The sequence below is a fragment of the Streptomyces sp. L500 genome (genome assembly GCF_054551825.1).
Map to the genome: position 1 here is coordinate 107,982 of NZ_JBTOLC010000014.1, position 15,836 is coordinate 123,817.

The following is a 15,836-nucleotide window of genomic DNA, read 5'->3' on the forward strand; positions in this document are numbered from 1 at the left end:
GCCCTCGGGGTTCGCGCGGGGTTCAGAGTTCGCGCAGGGCCGGGAGGAGTTCGGCGGCCGCCCAGCGGAGGTACTCCTCCTGGTGGCCGCCGCCGATCTGGACGAGGGCGATCTCGGTGAAGCCGGCCTCGGCGTAGGGGCGGACGGCCTCGACGAAGTCCCGCACGTCCGAGCCGCACGGGATGGCGTCCGCCACGTCGTCCTCGGTGACGAACCGCGACGCGGAGGCGAAGGCGATGTCGTGGGGGAGCTCGGCGTTCACCGGCCAGCCCAGCCCGAACCAGCGGAACTGGTCGTGGGCGCGGGCGACGGCCGCGTCGCGGTCCCGGTCGTAGCAGACGGGCAGCTGGCCGACGCGGGGTTTGCCGGCGCCGCCGTGGCTGTCGAAGGAGTCGAGGAGTTCCTTGCGCGGCTCGGTGGCGATGACCAGGTCGGCGAGGTGGCCGGCGATGCGGCAGGAGTCCTCGCCGGAGACGGCGATGCCGATGGGCGGGACGGGGTCGGGCAGGTCCCACAGCTTCGCGTGGGCGACGTCGTAGTGGGCGCCGTGGTGGGTGAGCGTCCGGCCCTCGAACAGGGCCCGGATGATCGTCACCGCCTCCGCCAGCTTCTCCTGCCGGACGTCGACCGAGGGCCAGCCCTCGCCGACCACGTGCTCGTTGAGGTTCTCCCCGGAGCCGAGCCCCAGGCGGAAGCGCCCCTGGGAGAGGGCCTGGACGGTGGCCGCCTGCTGGGCGACCACGACAGGGTGGTAGCGGGTGGTGGGGCAGGTCACGAAGGTCATCAGCGGAATGCGGGAGGTGGCCTGCGCGGCGGCCCCCAGGACGGCCCACGCGTTGGGGCTGTGTCCTTGGGAGGCGAGCCAGGGGAAGTAGTGGTCCGAGATCACCGAGAAGTCGAAACCCGCCTCCTCGGCGCCCACGAGATGGGCGACGAGATCCCTCGGCCCTGCCTGTTCCGTCATCATCGTGTAGCCGATTCGCACCATGGGTTCCGGTTTCCCGGCATCGGTGGGCGGAAACCGGAACCCACACGTACGGCTGTCGGTTCAGGCCCGCTCCATCCGGCCGAACGGGCTGTCGTCCAGGCCCGCCAGGAGCGCGGCGGGGTCGCGGTAGACGGCGATCGCCCCCGCCTCCTCCAGCTCGGCCCGGCCGATCCCCCCGGACAGCAGCGCCACACAGCCCACCCCGGCCCGGCGCGCCGCCTCGACGTCCCAGACGGTGTCCCCGACGAACAGCGCCCGCTCCGGGGGCGTCTCCGCGTCCTCCAGGGCCTGGCGCACCGGGTCCGGGGCGGGCTTGCTCGCGTCCACGTCATCGGCGCTGGTGGCGTCGCGGATCGCGTCGTCGGCGCCGATCGCGCGCCGCAGCGCCTCGAGTTCGGAGCACTGCGCGGACGTGGCCAGGACGATCCGCCAGTCCCGGTCGGCGAGGGCGCGCAGCAGGTCGGCCGCTCCGTCGAGCACGGGGAGGCGGTCGAAATAGGTGGCGTAGAGGGACTTGTGCGCCGCGCTGAGGGCGTCGTCGCCGTCGTGGTCGCGGTCCTCGCCGAGCAGCCGGTCCAGGAGCCGGCCCGAGCCCATGCCGACGGTGTGGTGGATGTCCGTCATGGCCACGCGGTGGCCCTGCTGGTGGAATGCCTCCCACCAGCAGACGGCGTGGAGGTAGTTGGTGTCCACGAGCGTGCCGTCCACGTCGAAGACCGCCGCGCGCGGGTGCGGGGACCGTGCGGCGGTGGTCATGTCGTCGTACGCGGTCATGGTTACCGCCTCGGAGGTCGCGGGTAGGCGATCGGGGGTGCGGGGACGGCCGGTGCCGTCCCCACAGGTCAGGCTGGCACCTGCCCCGGGCCGGTGCCCGCCATGCCTGCTCCGTTCGGACGGCCCGTCCCGGTTGCGGACGCCGGCCGGGCGGCGTGGGGTGGAGATTCCCGGCTGGAGTGGAGGGCCTTGCGGTGAGGGCGATCGTACGACGGCGGCTGCGGCGGTTCCTGGGGGCGGGGGTGCCCGGAGCGGAGCGTTTCGTGAACCGAGAGGCCCGGCGCCACGCCGGGGTCGACGACGCGACGCGGCGGATCCTGGTCGGCTTCGTGGTGCCGCTGTGGATCGGCGCGGGCCTGGCCGACTGGTGGCTGCACCGGCGTTCCGGCATCGAGCGCACCGCCGGTACCCGTGAGTCCGTCATCCACGCGGTCATGCTCACCGAGGCCGGGTTCCCGGTGCTGCTCGGGCTGTTCTGCCAGGTCGACGCGGGCGTGCTGGCGTGGGCCCTGCTCGGGCTGTGCGCCCATCAGGCCACGGCCTTCTGGGACGTGGCGTACGCGGAGGAGCGGCGCCGGGTCACGACGACCGAGCAGCACGTGCACAGCCTGCTGGAGACGGTGCCGCTCATGGCCGTCCTCTCCCTGACCGCCCTCCACTGGGACCAGGCCCTGGCGCTCTTCGGGCGGGGCCCCGCGCGTGCGGACTTCCGCCTGCGGCCCAAGGCCCGGCCGCTGTCCGGCCGCGCCCGGGCGGGCGTCCTCGCGTCCGTCGCCCTGTGCGTCGCCGTCCCGTACGCCGAGGAACTGTGGCGCTGCGCCAGGGTGGACCCGTCGCTCGCGAGCCGTCCCCGGCCGCCGCTGCCCGCCACGCCGACGCTCCGCATCGGGAACGCGTAGGAAACGCGCAGGGGAATCCGCCGCGCGGACGTCTGTCCGTCGCCGACCGGGGAAGGCGGTCCTTCATGGACCATACGTGCGCACCCGTGCTGGAAGCGCTCGCCGCGTACGGCGCTCAGGGACAGACCCCGTTCACGCCTCCGGGTCACAAGAGGAGCGTGCGGGTGGTCGCCGCCCCGGGGCCGGCGGGGGTCGGGGTCACCGCCCTTCGTGAGCGGGGCGGCCGAGCTGGCGGACCGTCCAGCCCGCCGCGCGCCAGGTGCGGGCGTCGAGGAGGTTGCGGAGGTCGACGAGGACCGGCCTGGCGACGAGGGTGGCGAGGTGGTCGGGGGCGGCGTGGCGGAAGTGCGGCCACTCGGTGGCCAGGACGACGAGTTCGGCGCCGGTGACGGACGCCTCCAGGTCCGTCTCGTAGGTGAGGTAGGGGTGGTGGGTCAGCGCGGTGGGCACCGCGAGGGGGTCGTGGACGGTGACGGCGGCGCCCTGGTGGTGCATGAGCGCGGCGATCGCGAGGGCGGGGGATTCGCGGATGTCGTCCGTGCCGGCCTTGAAGGCCGCGCCCCACACCGTGACCTTCGCGCCGGTGACGGCGCGGCCCAGGGTCTCCTCGACGAGGCGGAGGGCGGCGGCGGGCCGTGAGTCGTTGACCCTCTCGGTCGCGCTCAGGAGGGCGGCCGCCTCGGGGGCGTCGAGGGCTTCGGCGGCGGCGGTGAAGGCCCGGACGTCCTTGGGCAGGCAGCCGCCGCCGTAGCCGGGCCCGGCGGTCAGGCCGCCGCGGCCGATGCGCGGGTCGAGGCCGATGGCCTCGGCGAGCTGCTGGACGTCGGCTCCGGCCGCGGCGCACATGTCGGCCACCCCGTTGATGAAGGAGATCTTCATGCCGAGGTAGGCGTTGGCGGCGGTCTTGATCAGCTCGGCCGTGGCGTGGTCGGTGACGTACAGCGGGATCCCCCGCCGCAGCAGGGGGCCGTCGAGCTCGCGGACGACGTCCTCGGCGTGCCGGGAGGGCACTCCGGCGACGATGCGGTCGGGCGCGAGGGTGTCCTCCACGGCGTGTCCCTCACGGAGGAACTCGGGGTTCCAGACGACCTCGACGCCCTCCCCTGCCGGTGCCCGGCGGGCCAGCAGCCCGGCCAGCTCCCGGGTGGTGCCGACCGCCACGGTGGACTTGCCGATGACGACGCAGGGCCTGGTCAGATGTGGCGCCAGGGCTTCGGCGGCGCCGAGGACCTGGGTGGTGTCGTAGCCGCGTCCGGAGGCGTCGAGGGGGGTGCCGACGGCGAGGAAGTGGACGTCCGCGCAGGCGGCCGCCTCGGCGAAGTCGGTGCTGAAGCGCAGCCGCCCGGTCCCGGTGTGCCGGGCCGGCAGATCGGCCAACCCGCCCTCATGAACGGGGCATTGACCTCGCGTCAGGCGGTCGATCTTCGGCCGGTCGAGGTCGACGCCGATGACCTCGTGGCCTATCTCGGCCATCGCGACGGCGTGCGGGATGCCCAGATGGCCGCAGCCGATGACGGATACACGCATGGAGCCGCTCCCTTACTCGCCGCTCCTCCAGGCTCGCCCCGCTCCCCCCCCCGGACCGGCAATCGCGCCCACCGAGCGGCGGGAGACGCGGTCCGGTTCCGTCCCGAGTGGAGTAGCCCGGGGTGCTGTGCGAAGCTGTGATGAGTCGCTACTCGCTGCACAGACCGGGCATCCGTGATCGGGCCCGTGAGCAGCCCCCCGAAGAGCAACGGACCCCGGGCCGCCACCTTTCGCGCCAGGAGCGCGAGCGGCCGGAATCGATCCCGCGTTGCCGACGGTCCCCCTCATCTCCCCGGCCCGACGCCGGGCTTGTCGGCCGCGCACTGTGCGAAGGAGGGCCGTCATGGGCGGAGAGTGGAACCGCGCGGTGGTCACCGGCGGAGCCGGTTTCATCGGGTCCCACATCTGTGAACGGCTGCTGGCCGGCGGGACGGAAGTGCACTGCGTCGACAACCTGTCGACCGGATCCCGTGAGAACATCGGGCATCTGACGGGCAGCGCGGGCTTCCGCTTCGTCGAGGCGGACGTCACCGACCCGGCGGCCCTCGACTCCATACCCGGGCCGGTCGACCTGGTCCTCGACCTGGCCTGCCCGGCGTCCCCCCGCGACTACCTCCGGTTGCCCATCGAGACCCTGGAGGCCGGCAGCGTCGGCACCCACACGGCCCTGGAGCGGGCCCTGCGGGACCACGCCCGCTTCCTGCTCGCCTCCACCTCCGAGGTGTACGGCGACCCCCTGGAGCACCCCCAGCACGAGCGGTACTGGGGCAACGTCAACCCCATCGGCCCGCGCAGCGTCCACGACGAGTCCAAGCGCTACGCGGAGGCGCTGGTCAGCGCGTACCGGCGCTCGTACGACGCGGACACCGCCATCGTCCGCATCTTCAACACCTACGGCCCGAGGATGCGGGCCGACGACGGGCGCGCCGTGCCCACGTTCATCCGGCAGGCCCTCGCGGGGGAAGCGGTGACGGTCGCCGGGGACGGCAGCCAGACCCGTTGCCTCACCTACGTCGACGACACGGTCGACGGCATTCTCGCCCTCGCCGCCAGCGGCTACCCGGGTCCGGTCAACATCGGCGGGTCCGACGAGGAGCCGGTCCTCGAACTGGCCGAACGGATCATCGGCCTGACCGGTTCGGCGTCCACCGTCCGCTTCGTCGACCGCCCGGTGGACGACCCCGGGAAGCGCCGCCCCGACACCACGACGGCCGAGCGGCTGCTGAGCTGGCGGCCGCGCGTGAGCCGCGAGGAAGGGCTCAAGCGGACCGTCGAGTGGTTCGCCCGGCCCCTCGCTCCCTGACCGGGCCCGTCGCCCCCCCGAGAAGAGGAGGAGCGGTTCTCCCGGCGGAAGCACGGCAAGCGACCGGTGCCGTTCGCGGCCTGGGAGCAGCCGGTGAAGTCGGCGGCGTGGTGCTGGAGTGCGCCGGGCTGCGCCCGGCCGACCTCGACGCGGTCGCCTACTCCTAACCCCTCGCTGGCCCGCCCGGCGGACGCCATGGGGCTCGACGACCCCTGGGACGGGCTGCGGCAGACGTACGCCCGGGAGGCGCCCCGGTTCCTGGCGGACGCGCTGCCGGGCCTGGCGGCGGAGCAGGTCCGCTTCGTCCCCCACCACGTCGCCCACGCCGCCTCCGCCGCGCTCGCCGGACCGCACCGCGACAGCCCCGTCCTGCTGCTGCCGCGCCCGGCCGCCGCCTCGCCCGCCCCGGGCGCGGTCCCGGTGCACCCGGGCGCGGCTTCCGCCGCCCGGCGCTGGCCGGCCGGGCGCTACACCGACGTCGTACGCGGGCTGCTGCTGCGGGGGCACCGGGTGGTGGTCACTGGTGGTCCGGGCGAGGAGGAGCTGGTGGGCGCCGTCGCGGTGGCGGGTGCCGGGCCGCTTACGGGCGGCCTGCCCTTCGGGGTGCTGTCGGCGCTGGTCGCCGGAGCGTCCGCCGTGGTCAGCGGGGACACGGGCCTCGCCCACCTCGCGGTCGCCCACGGGACGCCCAGCGTCACCCTCTTCGGCCCCGTGGCCCCGGCCCTGTGGGGCCCGCCCCCTTCACCGAGGCACGCGGCGCTCTGGCACCCGGGGCCCCCGGGGGATCCGCACGGTGACGTACCGGACCCGCTGCTCCTGCGCGTCGGGGTCCCGGAGGTCCTGGCCGCCGTCCGCGAGGTCATCGGGGCGGCGGGGGTTCACACCGCTGGGCGTCCCGGCGCGCGTCCGGGACCGGAGCGTGTGAAGGTGGGCCGAACGGAACGCCCAGCGGATCCGAACCCGCACGGTCCCGCGCACCGAGGAAACGGGGCATCACCATGACGCACGATCCCGAACCCGAGCGCACCCCCGGTCTGGAGCCGGGCGGCGGGGTGCCGCCGGGTGAGACGCCGCCGGGCGAGGACAGCACCGGGGGCACCGGCCCGCGCGACGAGCAATCGCGGGGCTGGGCCAAGGGGCCGGTGTTCGTCATCGGCGCCCTGGTGTTCCTCTTCGCCGTCACCGTCCTCATCTGGGCCGCGATCGTGTGATCGCGGCCCCGGGGACGGCGAGCCGGCCACCGACGCACCCCGAACCCTCGCGGACGTCCGTCTCGCTCATGCCGGTGACCGCCGCCAGGTCGGCCGCCGTGGGAGCGGCGCGGAGTTCCTGCTCCAGGGCGGCGCGGGCCTCCCGGAGGACGGAGCAGGGTGGCGGGGACCGCGTAGGAGGGGAAGGCGTGGCCCAGCTCCGGGTCGTAGTTGTCGACCGCCTTCACCAGGGCCAGCGCGGCGACCTGCCGCAGGTCGGCGGCGGTCTCGCCGCGGTCGCGGAAGCGACGGCTGATCCGTTCGGACATCGGCGGCCAGGCTTCGATGATCTCCCGGCGGACGCGCTCGTGTTCCGGCCCGCCGGGTCCGAGCCTCTTCAGACGGACGAAGGCCGCCGCGGTGTCGGGGGCTTCGCGGGCACGGGGCCGTCGGGGCATCGTCGGCGCGTTCCTCACGGGTCATCGCGGCGGGGCGGGCATGGCACCACTGTCGAAGAGCCCGCGGCCGCCCGCCATTCGACGGCGGCCGTCCGGTGTTTGAAGCGGGGGCGTTCGGGTCACTCGTGGTGGATGCGACTCATCGTTCCGCCGGGCGTGTACCGGCCTCAGGAGGACACCCGTCTCCTGACGGCCGCGTTGCGCCGGGAGGCCCTGCCGCGCGCGGCCCGGGTGCTGGACGTGGGTACGGGCAGCGGCGTCCTGGCGATCGCCGCCGCCCGGCAGGGGGCGGCCGAGGTGACAGCGGTCGACGTCTGCGCCCGGGCCGTGCTCACGGCTCGTCTCAACGGGCTGCTGGCCCGCCGCCGGATCCGGGCGGTGCGCGGCGACCTGCTGTCCCCGGTCGCCGGCGAGCGGTTCGACGTCGTGCTCGCCAATCCGCCGTACCTGCCCACTCCCCCGGACCTGTGCCCGCCGCGTGGGGCCGCCCGGACCCGGGAGGGCGGCCGGGACGGCCGTGTGGTGCTGGACCGGCTGTGCGCGGACGTGGCCGCGGTGCTGCGGCCGTCGGGCGTGCTGCTGCTCGTCCACTCCGCGCTCTGCGGGGTGGGCCCCACCCTCGCGCTGCTGACCGCCGCCGGGTTGCGACCGCGCGTCATGGAGCGCCGCGTCGTGCCCCTGGGCCCGGTGACGCGCTCCCGTACCGAATGGCTCCGCCGGCGAGGGCTTCTCGCGCCCGGGCAGGAGACGGAGGAACTGGTGGTGATCCGTGCGCAGCGCCTCTGAACGACGGGCCACGCGGGTCCGGCAGGAACCCGGCGGCCCGGTGCTCGTCGAGGGCCCCGTCGAGGCCGTCGCCGAGGACGGCACGATCACGCGCTCGGACCGGCCCGTGGTCGCCGTGTGCACCTGCGGGCGCAGCCGGATCCTCCCCTGGTGCGACACCAGTCACCGCAACCGTCCGGCCTCCGGTCGCGACGGGACGTGAAGTGACTGATGCGCGTGATCAGTCGAGGGGTGCGCGCAGGGAGCTCCTGCCCGCCTTCCACGCGGCGAGGAGGTGCTCGGTGAGGCGGTCCTCTAGCCATATGGTGGCGGCGATCCCGAAGGCGACGTCCGGCGCCAGCCGGGGCTCCTTTTCCAGCAGGTCGCCGATGACCTCGTGGCGGACGAGCTGTTCGTGGACGGCGTCCGCCTCGACGTGCTCGGCGTAGAAGCCGATGGCCGCCGCCCCGGCGTCCAGCCGCCGCAGCGCCTCGACGAGCCGGCGGGAGCCGGGCGGGGAGGTGCACTCCAGGACGGCGAAGTGCCCGGCCAGGGCCCCCCGTTGAGCCCGGTGGAGACCCAGGAGCGACATGAGGTTGACCGTGGCCAGCGTGACGGCCGGGACGGCGGGCGCGTAGTGGCCGTAGGAGTCGTCGAGGTCCAGGTCGCGCAGCAGGCCGGCGAAGAGTTCCGCGTGCACCCGCTCGGCACGGCCGGCGCCGAACTCCTCGTACTCGACGGTGACCAGGGCGGTCTTGGCCCGGCCCGTCAGCCGGGGGATCATCCACGCGTGGGGATCGGCCTCCTTGAGCTGGTAGAGCGACCGGTGGGCCGCGTACTCGCGCAGGTGCCACCACTCGCCCTGGTCCCGCAGGAACCGGGTCACGTCCTGGCCGTCCCCCCGGTCCAGCACCAGTTCCCGCAGAGCCTCCTCCACGTCACCGGCTTGTGGGACGTCCGCGCGGAGGGCGAACAGGAAGCGCCGCTCCAGGACCTGACGCAGGCCCAGCAACGCCGGGTCCCACTCCCAGCGCTCGTCGACGCCCGCCCAGCCCCGGTAGTGGAGCTCGTAGCAGAGGTGCAGGGCGAGCTGGAGGTCTTCCCCGTACACGTCCGCCCGCTCGGCCAGTTCGTGGCCGGGCAGCCGTCGGCTGCCCGGGGCGTGGGCGAGGGTCTCGGCCAGCGCCGCGGAGAGCTCGCCCCGGGGAGGCGGGCAGGCCGCCGCGCCTCTCATTCCCCGGCGGTCCGCTGCATCCGCACGCGCGCGAAGTGCAGCAGGTCCGAGCAGGCGAGCGCGGTGAGCGTCGCCGCCGCCAGCCGTGTCGCGCGCGGCGCGAAGACCATTCCGGCGGCGATCCCCGTGGAGATCCACATGCCGGTGCAGAACGGGCAGGTCACCAGCTCCCCCACGGCCTTGCGCGCCCCGCTGCCCCGGACGTCCTCGGCCAGCTCCGCCGGGGCCTCGGTGCCCCGGTAGCGGGCGAAGGGCGCGCGCAGCGGGCTGGTCACCGGGTCCTTGGCCACCAGCCGGGAGAGCCGGTGCGTCGCCCCGGCGCACAGCAGCACGTCCCAGGGCGAGGGGTCCGGCAGCTCACGACGGGTGACCCGGGCGGCTGCCGCCGGCGCGCCGATCGAGGCCACGTAGACGCCCATCGCTCCGGCGTAGGCCCCCAACGGGTGGTCCTCACCGCCGGTGTAGGCATCGCCTTCCTCCTCCAGGTTCCGCCGCAGACGCCCGGGGGCGTCGTCAGGGCTCGGCATGGGCGCGTCCCTCCTCGGAAGTACGGGTCTCGGGCGCACGGGGCCCATCCAGCGTCGGGTTTCCGGACGCCGCCGCGGTAAACCCGTTGGGCGTATGGCCGTCGCGCCGGCCGTGTCCGAGCCCTGGGCCCAGGCGCCGGAGCCGGAGCGGCCGCTTCAGTTGAGCAGTCCGGGGCGGTACGGGAAGCGGTGCTGTTCCAGGGCCTGGACCAGCGCGTCGGCCAGCTCCCGGGGGGCCGTCGTGCCGTTGGCCGTGAGGATGCCGTACTCCGCCGCCCCCTCGCCCAGGACGACCTCCCCGGGCAGTTTGGCCGCGGTGAGCAGGCGGGTGGCCTCGCCGAGGACGGCCAGGGGCTTGCCGTGGCGGTAGGCCTCCTCCACGAAGCGCACGGCCGCCGGTTCGGCGGCGAGCGCGTTCACGGCCTCCGCGCCGTCCGGGACGAGTACGGCGTCGTAGAGGACGGAGGCCATGGTGGGCAGCGCCCGGTCGACCTTCACGGTCCCTCCGCCGGCGGCCGGGACCTCCCCGTCCCTGGCGGCCAGGACCTCCACCAGCACGCCGCTGTCCGTCAGCCGCTCGCGGACCGAGGCGACCTGGCCGGCGTCCGTGCCGGGGGCGACGAGGACGGCGAGTTTGCGCGTCCGGGCGGCGTTCTCCCCGCGCAGGTTCTCCTGGCTCAGGGCGGGCGACGACGCCGCGGTGATGCCGGTCTCGGCCTTCGGGGCGGGCAGCCCCAGCCCGTCGGCGACGGTCGCGGCCAGGTCGCCGTTGACGTGGGCCAGGTTGCCGACCATGCGCTCGCGTACCGGGCCGGACTCGACCTTGCCCAGTTCGAAGCGGAAGGCCTCCACGATGTGGCGCCGTTCCCACTCGGCCATGCTGTTCCAGAAGAGCGCGGCCTGGCTGTAGTGGTCCTGGAAGCTGGGGCTGCGTTCCTTGATCTTCTGCCCCTCGACGCGTTCCGCGTAGTGCCGGAACACGCCGGGGCCGCCGCCCGCGCCGGCGTGGGCGGGACAGCCGCCGCCCAGCGAGTTGGGGAAGTAGTTGGTGCCCGGGTGGATGATCTGCTGTCCGTAGCCGTCTCGGTGGTTGTGGTTGACGTCGGCGAGCGGACGGTTGACGGGGATCTGGCTGAAGTTCGGGCCGCCGAGCCGGATCAGCTGGGTGTCGAGGTACGAGAAGTTGCGCCCCTGCAGCAGCGGGTCGTTGGTGAAGTCGATGCCGGGCACGACGTTCGCCGTGTGGAAGGCGACCTGTTCGGTCTCGGCGAAGAAGTTCTGCGGGTTGCGGTCGAGGACCAGCCTGCCGACGGGGCGGACCGGCACCTGTTCCTCGGGGATGATCTTCGTGGCGTCGAGCAGGTCGAAGTCGAAGGAGAACTCGTCCTCCTCCGGGACCAGCTGGACGCCCAGCTCCCACTCGGGGTACGAGCCGGCTTCGATGGCCTCCCACAGGTCCCGCCGGTTGAAGTCGGGGTCGCGGCCGGCGGTGATCTGGGCCTCGTCCCAGACGAGCGAGTGAACGCCCAGCAGGGGTTTCCAGTGGAACTTCACAAAGGTGCCCCGCCCGTCGGCGGTCACGAACCGGAAGGTGTGCACCCCGAAGCCCTGCATCATCCGGAAGCTGCGCGGGATGGCCCGGTCCGACATCAGCCACATCAGCATGTGGGTGGTCTCGGGCTGGAGGGAGGCGAAGTCCCAGAAGGTGTCGTGGGCCGAGGCCCCCGTCGGCATCTCGTGCTGCGGCTCCATCTTCACCGCGTGGACGAAGTCGGGGAACTTGACGGCGTCCTGGATGAAGAACACCGGCATGTTGTTGCCGACCAGGTCGTAGTTGCCCTCGCGGGTGTAGAACTTGGTGGCGAAACCCCGTACGTCACGGACGGTGTCGGCCGAGCCGCGCGGCCCCTGGACGGTGGAGAAGCGCACGAACACCGGCGTGCGGCGGCCCGCCTCGGCGAGGAAGTCGGCGCAGGTGTACTCGCTCAGGGACGCGTACGGCTCGAAGTACCCGTAGGCCCCGGCGCCACGGGCGTGGACGACCCGCTCGGGGATCCGCTCGTGGTCGAAGTGCGTGATCTTCTCGCGGTTGTGGAAGTCCTCCAGCAGGGTGGGGCCCCGGGTGCCGGCGCGCAGCGCGTTGTCGGTGTCGTCGACACGTACGCCCTGGTCGGTGGTGAGGGCGTCGTGCTCCGGCGCCGCGCGGAAACACGCCAGCTGTTCGTCCTTCGGGTCCTGTGCCGTCCGGGCGTCCCGGTGCGACGACTCGTGATGGGCGGCCACGTGAGCCCTTCCTCTCGTCAGGTCGCGATGAACCGTTCCTTCCGGTCCCTTCGGGTGCCCTCGACGGCCGGACCGAAACCGCGTCACGCGGGTGGATCGGGGAAACCCCGCCGAAAACGGCCGGTGTGCGTTGGCGGGGCGGGGCGGACCGTGCGATGTTGGCCGGAGGATCGCCAGTCAGGACCCGGCGCACGGAAGGACTGATCCGCATGGGCGACACCCCGCACCACAAGCGCGAGAAACCAGAACCGGCACCGGAATCACGCGACGCCGCCCACCGGTCCCAGGAGATCACGGAGCTGGAGGAGGAGGCTATGCGTGAGGCGAAGCGGGGCACGGCGGAGTCCCTCGACCGCGCTCTCAAGGCCGCCGAGCGGGCGGCCAAGCTGAGGCGCGACAGCCAGACCTGAGCCGTCCGTCGCCGACCACGCGCCACCCCGGGACCGCGCGCGGGGATCCCGCACGTCGCAGCCGCCCCACCGCGCGACCGCGGCGCGCCCGGCACCGCACGGGCTCCGCCGCGCGCCCCCGTCAGCGGCTGAACGCCGGTTCACCGGACCCGGAGCGTGGGGAATCCTGGAACCGCCGTCACGCCGTTCCGGCCGCTTCGCCCCGCCCTGCCCTGCCCCGCCCTGCCCTCCCGCGAAGAGCCGGCCTCGACCACCGGGAGTCCTCGTGCGCCCTCGTCCGGCGATCCACGCCCTCCGTCCGGCCCCGCTCGCCACCGCCCTCGCCACCGTCGCCGTCTGCGGTCTCGTCCGGCCGCCCGCCGCCCAGGCGGCGCCGGCGGAATCCCTCCGGCAGCAGGTCGTCATCCTCGTCAACGCCCAGCGGCAGGCGGCGGGTTGCTCGCCCCTTCGGGTCAGCTCCCAGCTGACCGCCGCCGCCCAGAAGCACTCCGACGACATGGCCGAGGAGCATTTTTTCAGCCACACGAACCCGGACGGCGCGGGCCCCGGGAGCCGGATATCCGCGGCCGGCTACCACTGGGAGGCCTACGGGGAGAACATCGCCCGCGGCCAGGCGACCCCGGCCGCGGTGATGGACGCCTGGATGCGCAGCGCGGGCCACCGGGAGAACATCCTCGACTGCGCGTTCCGGGAGATGGGCGTCGGTGTCGCCACCGGTCCCGAAGGGCCCTTCTGGACCCAGGACTTCGGGAGCAGGGAGTAGCCGGGGAGTAGCCGGGGAGCAGCTGGTGGGTAGCCCTCACTCCGTCGCCGGCAGGGGCTGGTCGGTCCAGATGGTCTTGCCGGTGGGGGTGTAGCGGGTGCCCCACCGCTGGGTGAGCTGGGCGATGATGAACAGGCCCCGGCCGCCCTCGTCGTCGGCGGCGGCGTGGCGCAGGTTGGGCGCGGTGTGGCCGGTGTCGGAGACCTCGCAGACGAGGCTGCTGTCGCGGATGAGACGGACGTGGACGGGGCCGCCGGCGGCGTAGCGGACGGCGTTGGTGACCAGTTCGCTGACGATCAGTTCGGTGGTGAACGCCAGGTCTTCGAGCCCCCATTCGCGCAGCCGGCGGGTCGTGGCGGCCCGGGCGTCCGCGACGGCGGTCGGCTCGGCGTCCAGTTCCCAGACCGCCACCTGGTGTTCGCCGAGCCGCCGGGCGCGGGCCAGGAGCAGGGCGGCGTCGTCGTCCACCGGGCCGGGCAGCAGCGCGGCGACGGTGCGGTCGCAGAGCTCCTCCAGGGGGCTGTGGCAGTGGGTGAGGACGCGGGTGAGCAGGCGGAGCCCGGTCTCGGTGTCGTGGTCGGGGGTCTGGACGAGCCCGTCGGTGAACAGGGCGAGCAGGCTGCCGTCGGGCAGGTGGAGTTCCGTGCTCTGGAAGGGCGGGCCGCCCAGGCCCAGGGGCGGTCCCGGCGGGAGGTCCGGGTAGCTGACGGTGCCGCAGCCGGGGTCGACGACGGCGGGCGGTGAGTGTCCCGCGCGCGCCATGCTGCACCACCCGGACACCGGGTCGTACACGGCGTACAGGCAGGTGACGCCGAGGGCCTCGTCGCGGCCGGTGTCCGGCCCGGCGCGGGCGTGGCCGCGCGCCCGTTCCTCGGCGGCCTGTTCCTCGGCGTTCTGGCCGACCACGTCGTCGAGGCGGTCGAGGAGTTCGTCCGGTGGGAGGTCGAGCCGGGCCAGGACGCGGACGCTGGTGCGCAGCCGGCCCATGGTGGCGGCGGCGCTCAGCCCGTGGCCGATGACGTCCCCGACGACCAGGCCGACGCGGGCGCTGGAGAGCGGGATGACGTCGAACCAGTCGCCGCCCACGCCGGAGCGGCTGTCGGCGGGCAGGTAGCGGCTGGCCGTCTCGACGCCGGTGAGCGCGGGCAGGTGCCGGGGCAGCAGGTCGCGCTGGAGGTTGAGGGCGGCGGTGTGCTCGCGGGTGATGACGAGCATCAGGACGACGCCGATCAGCAGGGCGCCGAGACCCACGACGCTCACCCCGCCGGTCCGTCCGATGATCGGCAGGTCGAAGGAGGTCGCGCCGTAGGCGGGGTCCGCGTAGACGACGAAGGCGGCGTAGCAGAACAGGCAGAGCATCATGAGCCCGCCGAGGCCCGGCAGCACTCCCTTGTACAGCAGGTCGCGGGGGCTGCGGGTGAGCAGTGCGCGGTAGTACCAGACGCAGGCGAAGCCGGTGAGGCCGTAGTAGAAGGCGATCGCGAGGCCGACGGCCTTGATGGAGTCGGCGAGGACGTCGCCGCTGATGACGGTGAGCAGGGCGAAGAAGCCGATGGAGACGGCGCCCACGCCGACGGTCGACCAGGTGGGGGTGAGGAACCTGTGGTGGACCCGGGCGAAGCGGGAGGGGACGGCCTTGTGGGCGGCCATGGAGAAGACGGTGCGGGCCAGGGGCAGGATGGTGGTCTGGGTGGAGGCGACGGCCGAGGTCAGCACGGTGAAGATGAGCAGTTTGGTGAGGAACCAGCCGGAGCCCTGGGTGCCGAAGACGGCGCCGCCCAGGCCGGAGAGGACGTCGCCGGAGTTGGCCGCGTTGCCGAGGCCGGTGCCGTCGGTGCCGATGCCGGCGAACGCCTGTGCCGAGGTCGCCATCAGGGCGTAGACGACGAGCAGGAGCACGGTGGAGACGACCGCGGCGCGCCCGGGGGTGTTCCTGCTGTCGGTGGTCTCCTCGTTGACGGCGACGGCGGTGTCCCAGCCCCAGTAGATGAAGACGGCGGCGAGGATGCCCTCGGTGAGGGCCTTGGCGGAGGGGACGTGGAGGGGGTTGAACCAGGAGGCGGAGACGGGGAGCGACGCCGGCGGGGCGCCGGTGCCGTAGGCCCTGACCAGGGCGGTGACGGCGAAGAGGAGCAGCACGACGACCTCGACGCACACCATCCAGCACTGGAGGACGGCCGACACCTGGATGCCGACGTAGCAGACGGCGGTCGTCACGGCGATCCAGGCGATGCCGGCGACGGTGGTCCACAGCCGGCTTCCGGCGAGCGAGTCGTACCCGAGGAGCCGGAAGCCGTAGATGCCGGCGATCTCGGCGAGGTTCGCCATGGCGATGATGTCGGCGACGATGATGCCCCAGCCGCCCATCCAGCCGACGCGCGGTCCGAAGGCGCGGGAGGCCCAGGTGAAGGTGGTTCCGCAGTCGGCGTCGGTCGCGTTGAGCTCGCGGAAGGCGTAGGCGATCAGCAGCATGGGGACGAAGGCCAGCATGGTGATGATCGGTGCCTGGAGGCCGACGCCGGCCACGATCAGGCCGAGCGTCGCCGCCAGGCTGTACGCGGGGGCGGTGGAGGCCATGCCGATGGCCACCGAGGAGAACAGCCCCAGGGCACCGGCCTTGAGCCCCTTCGCGCCGGGCCCGGGGCCGGGCGCGAGCGGCGTGGCGGGCTCGGCCGGAGCGGTGGGGACCTTCACCCCCGCGTCCGGCTCCGCGGC

The 15,836-nt window shown here is 73.9% G+C and carries 15 protein-coding genes and 1 pseudogene; 8 read left to right on the forward strand and 8 right to left on the reverse strand.

What is annotated here, in order from left to right; all coding sequences use genetic code 11:
- Positions 1 to 22 precede the first annotated feature (22 nt).
- Both ACX9I7_RS15950 and ACX9I7_RS15955 read right to left on the reverse strand, forming a co-directional pair.
- On the reverse strand, positions 23 to 988 hold the full coding sequence (locus tag ACX9I7_RS15950) for an LLM class F420-dependent oxidoreductase (RefSeq protein WP_387573905.1): 966 nt from the start codon (positions 986 to 988) through the stop codon (positions 23 to 25).
- A 60-nt stretch (positions 989 to 1,048) separates the two neighbouring features.
- Positions 1,049 to 1,762 (reverse strand): HAD family hydrolase, encoded by a 714-nt coding sequence (locus ACX9I7_RS15955; protein WP_459387713.1) that lies wholly within the window; start codon positions 1,760 to 1,762, stop codon positions 1,049 to 1,051.
- Between the two features lie 263 nt (positions 1,763 to 2,025).
- On the opposite strand from ACX9I7_RS15955, the gene ACX9I7_RS15960 reads away from it, so the two are divergent.
- A complete protein-coding gene (locus tag ACX9I7_RS15960; RefSeq protein ID WP_459387714.1) occupies positions 2,026 to 2,661 on the forward strand; it encodes a diguanylate cyclase in 636 nt (211 codons plus the stop codon).
- Between the two features lie 198 nt (positions 2,662 to 2,859).
- Here the strand turns inward: ACX9I7_RS15960 and ACX9I7_RS15965 are convergent, their stop codons facing one another.
- Positions 2,860 to 4,188, reverse strand: a complete 1,329-nt coding sequence (locus tag ACX9I7_RS15965) for a UDP-glucose dehydrogenase family protein (protein WP_459387715.1) — start codon at positions 4,186 to 4,188, stop codon at positions 2,860 to 2,862.
- A 343-nt stretch (positions 4,189 to 4,531) separates the two neighbouring features.
- On the opposite strand from ACX9I7_RS15965, the gene ACX9I7_RS15970 reads away from it, so the two are divergent.
- The 3 genes from ACX9I7_RS15970 (at position 4,532) to ACX9I7_RS15980 (ending at position 6,702) form a co-directional block, all read left to right on the forward strand.
- Complete coding sequence (locus tag ACX9I7_RS15970) at positions 4,532 to 5,491, forward strand: NAD-dependent epimerase/dehydratase family protein (RefSeq protein ID WP_459387716.1); 960 nt, start codon at positions 4,532 to 4,534, stop codon at positions 5,489 to 5,491.
- A 66-nt stretch (positions 5,492 to 5,557) separates the two neighbouring features.
- A complete protein-coding gene (locus ACX9I7_RS15975; RefSeq protein WP_459387717.1) occupies positions 5,558 to 6,493 on the forward strand; it encodes a glycosyltransferase family 9 protein in 936 nt (311 codons plus the stop codon).
- Positions 6,490 to 6,702, forward strand: a complete 213-nt coding sequence (locus ACX9I7_RS15980; RefSeq protein WP_189447338.1) for a DUF6480 family protein — start codon at positions 6,490 to 6,492, stop codon at positions 6,700 to 6,702. Before ACX9I7_RS15975 ends, ACX9I7_RS15980 begins: the two co-directional genes overlap by 4 nt.
- 176 nt (positions 6,703 to 6,878) lie before the next feature.
- On the opposite strand, the pseudogene ACX9I7_RS15985 reads toward ACX9I7_RS15980, so the two are convergent.
- Positions 6,879 to 7,139, reverse strand: a pseudogene (locus ACX9I7_RS15985) (sigma factor); the annotation flags it as partial.
- Positions 7,140 to 7,271: 132 nt separating this feature from the next.
- Between ACX9I7_RS15985 and ACX9I7_RS15990 the strand changes: the two are divergent.
- Together ACX9I7_RS15990 and ACX9I7_RS15995 are read left to right on the forward strand one after the other, a co-directional pair.
- Complete coding sequence (locus ACX9I7_RS15990; RefSeq protein WP_459387718.1) at positions 7,272 to 7,925, forward strand: HemK2/MTQ2 family protein methyltransferase; 654 nt, start codon at positions 7,272 to 7,274, stop codon at positions 7,923 to 7,925.
- Positions 7,909 to 8,127, forward strand: coding sequence for a CDGSH iron-sulfur domain-containing protein (locus ACX9I7_RS15995; protein WP_387573920.1), 219 nt, complete (start codon positions 7,909 to 7,911; stop codon positions 8,125 to 8,127). Before ACX9I7_RS15990 ends, ACX9I7_RS15995 begins: the two co-directional genes overlap by 17 nt.
- Before the next feature lie 18 nt (positions 8,128 to 8,145).
- On the opposite strand, the gene ACX9I7_RS16000 is transcribed toward ACX9I7_RS15995, so the two are convergent.
- The 3 genes from ACX9I7_RS16000 to ACX9I7_RS16010 form a co-directional block, all read right to left on the reverse strand.
- On the reverse strand, positions 8,146 to 9,138 hold the full coding sequence (locus ACX9I7_RS16000) for an iron-containing redox enzyme family protein (protein ID WP_459387719.1): 993 nt from the start codon (positions 9,136 to 9,138) through the stop codon (positions 8,146 to 8,148).
- Positions 9,135 to 9,665: a DUF1360 domain-containing protein gene (locus ACX9I7_RS16005; RefSeq protein ID WP_459387720.1), complete on the reverse strand. Its 531-nt coding sequence runs from the start codon at positions 9,663 to 9,665 to the stop codon at positions 9,135 to 9,137. The genes ACX9I7_RS16000 and ACX9I7_RS16005 overlap by 4 nt, the downstream gene beginning before the upstream one ends.
- Before the next feature lie 156 nt (positions 9,666 to 9,821).
- A complete protein-coding gene (locus ACX9I7_RS16010; protein ID WP_459387721.1) occupies positions 9,822 to 11,948 on the reverse strand; it encodes a catalase in 2,127 nt (708 codons plus the stop codon).
- Between the two features lie 209 nt (positions 11,949 to 12,157).
- Between ACX9I7_RS16010 and ACX9I7_RS16015 the strand changes: the two genes are divergently transcribed.
- Both ACX9I7_RS16015 and ACX9I7_RS16020 read left to right on the forward strand, forming a co-directional pair.
- Positions 12,158 to 12,358: a hypothetical protein gene (locus tag ACX9I7_RS16015; RefSeq protein WP_189447354.1), complete on the forward strand. Its 201-nt coding sequence runs from the start codon at positions 12,158 to 12,160 to the stop codon at positions 12,356 to 12,358.
- A 265-nt stretch (positions 12,359 to 12,623) separates the two neighbouring features.
- Positions 12,624 to 13,121, forward strand: coding sequence for a CAP domain-containing protein (locus tag ACX9I7_RS16020; RefSeq protein ID WP_459387722.1), 498 nt, complete (start codon positions 12,624 to 12,626; stop codon positions 13,119 to 13,121).
- Positions 13,122 to 13,157: 36 nt separating this feature from the next.
- Here ACX9I7_RS16020 and ACX9I7_RS16025 read toward each other — a convergent pair whose 3' ends face one another.
- A complete protein-coding gene (locus tag ACX9I7_RS16025) occupies positions 13,158 to 15,815 on the reverse strand; it encodes an amino acid permease (protein WP_459387723.1) in 2,658 nt (885 codons plus the stop codon).
- Positions 15,816 to 15,836 lie beyond the last annotated feature (21 nt).

Excerpts from the sequence above, each read along its gene's own strand:
- ACX9I7_RS15950 (WP_387573905.1), bottom strand. The coding sequence starts at position 988 with ATGGTGCGAATCGGCTACACGATGATGACGGAACAGGCAGGGCCGAGG.
- ACX9I7_RS15955 (WP_459387713.1), bottom strand. The coding sequence starts at position 1,762 with ATGACCGCGTACGACGACATGACCACCGCCGCACGGTCCCCGCACCCG.
- ACX9I7_RS15965 (WP_459387715.1), bottom strand. The coding sequence starts at position 4,188 with ATGCGTGTATCCGTCATCGGCTGCGGCCATCTGGGCATCCCGCACGCC.
- ACX9I7_RS15970 (WP_459387716.1), top strand. The coding sequence starts at position 4,532 with ATGGGCGGAGAGTGGAACCGCGCGGTGGTCACCGGCGGAGCCGGTTTC.
- ACX9I7_RS15980 (WP_189447338.1), top strand. The coding sequence starts at position 6,490 with ATGACGCACGATCCCGAACCCGAGCGCACCCCCGGTCTGGAGCCGGGC.
- ACX9I7_RS15990 (WP_459387718.1), top strand. The coding sequence starts at position 7,272 with ATGCGACTCATCGTTCCGCCGGGCGTGTACCGGCCTCAGGAGGACACC.
- ACX9I7_RS16000 (WP_459387719.1), bottom strand. The coding sequence starts at position 9,138 with ATGAGAGGCGCGGCGGCCTGCCCGCCTCCCCGGGGCGAGCTCTCCGCG.
- ACX9I7_RS16005 (WP_459387720.1), bottom strand. The coding sequence starts at position 9,665 with ATGCCGAGCCCTGACGACGCCCCCGGGCGTCTGCGGCGGAACCTGGAG.
- ACX9I7_RS16015 (WP_189447354.1), top strand. The coding sequence starts at position 12,158 with ATGGGCGACACCCCGCACCACAAGCGCGAGAAACCAGAACCGGCACCG.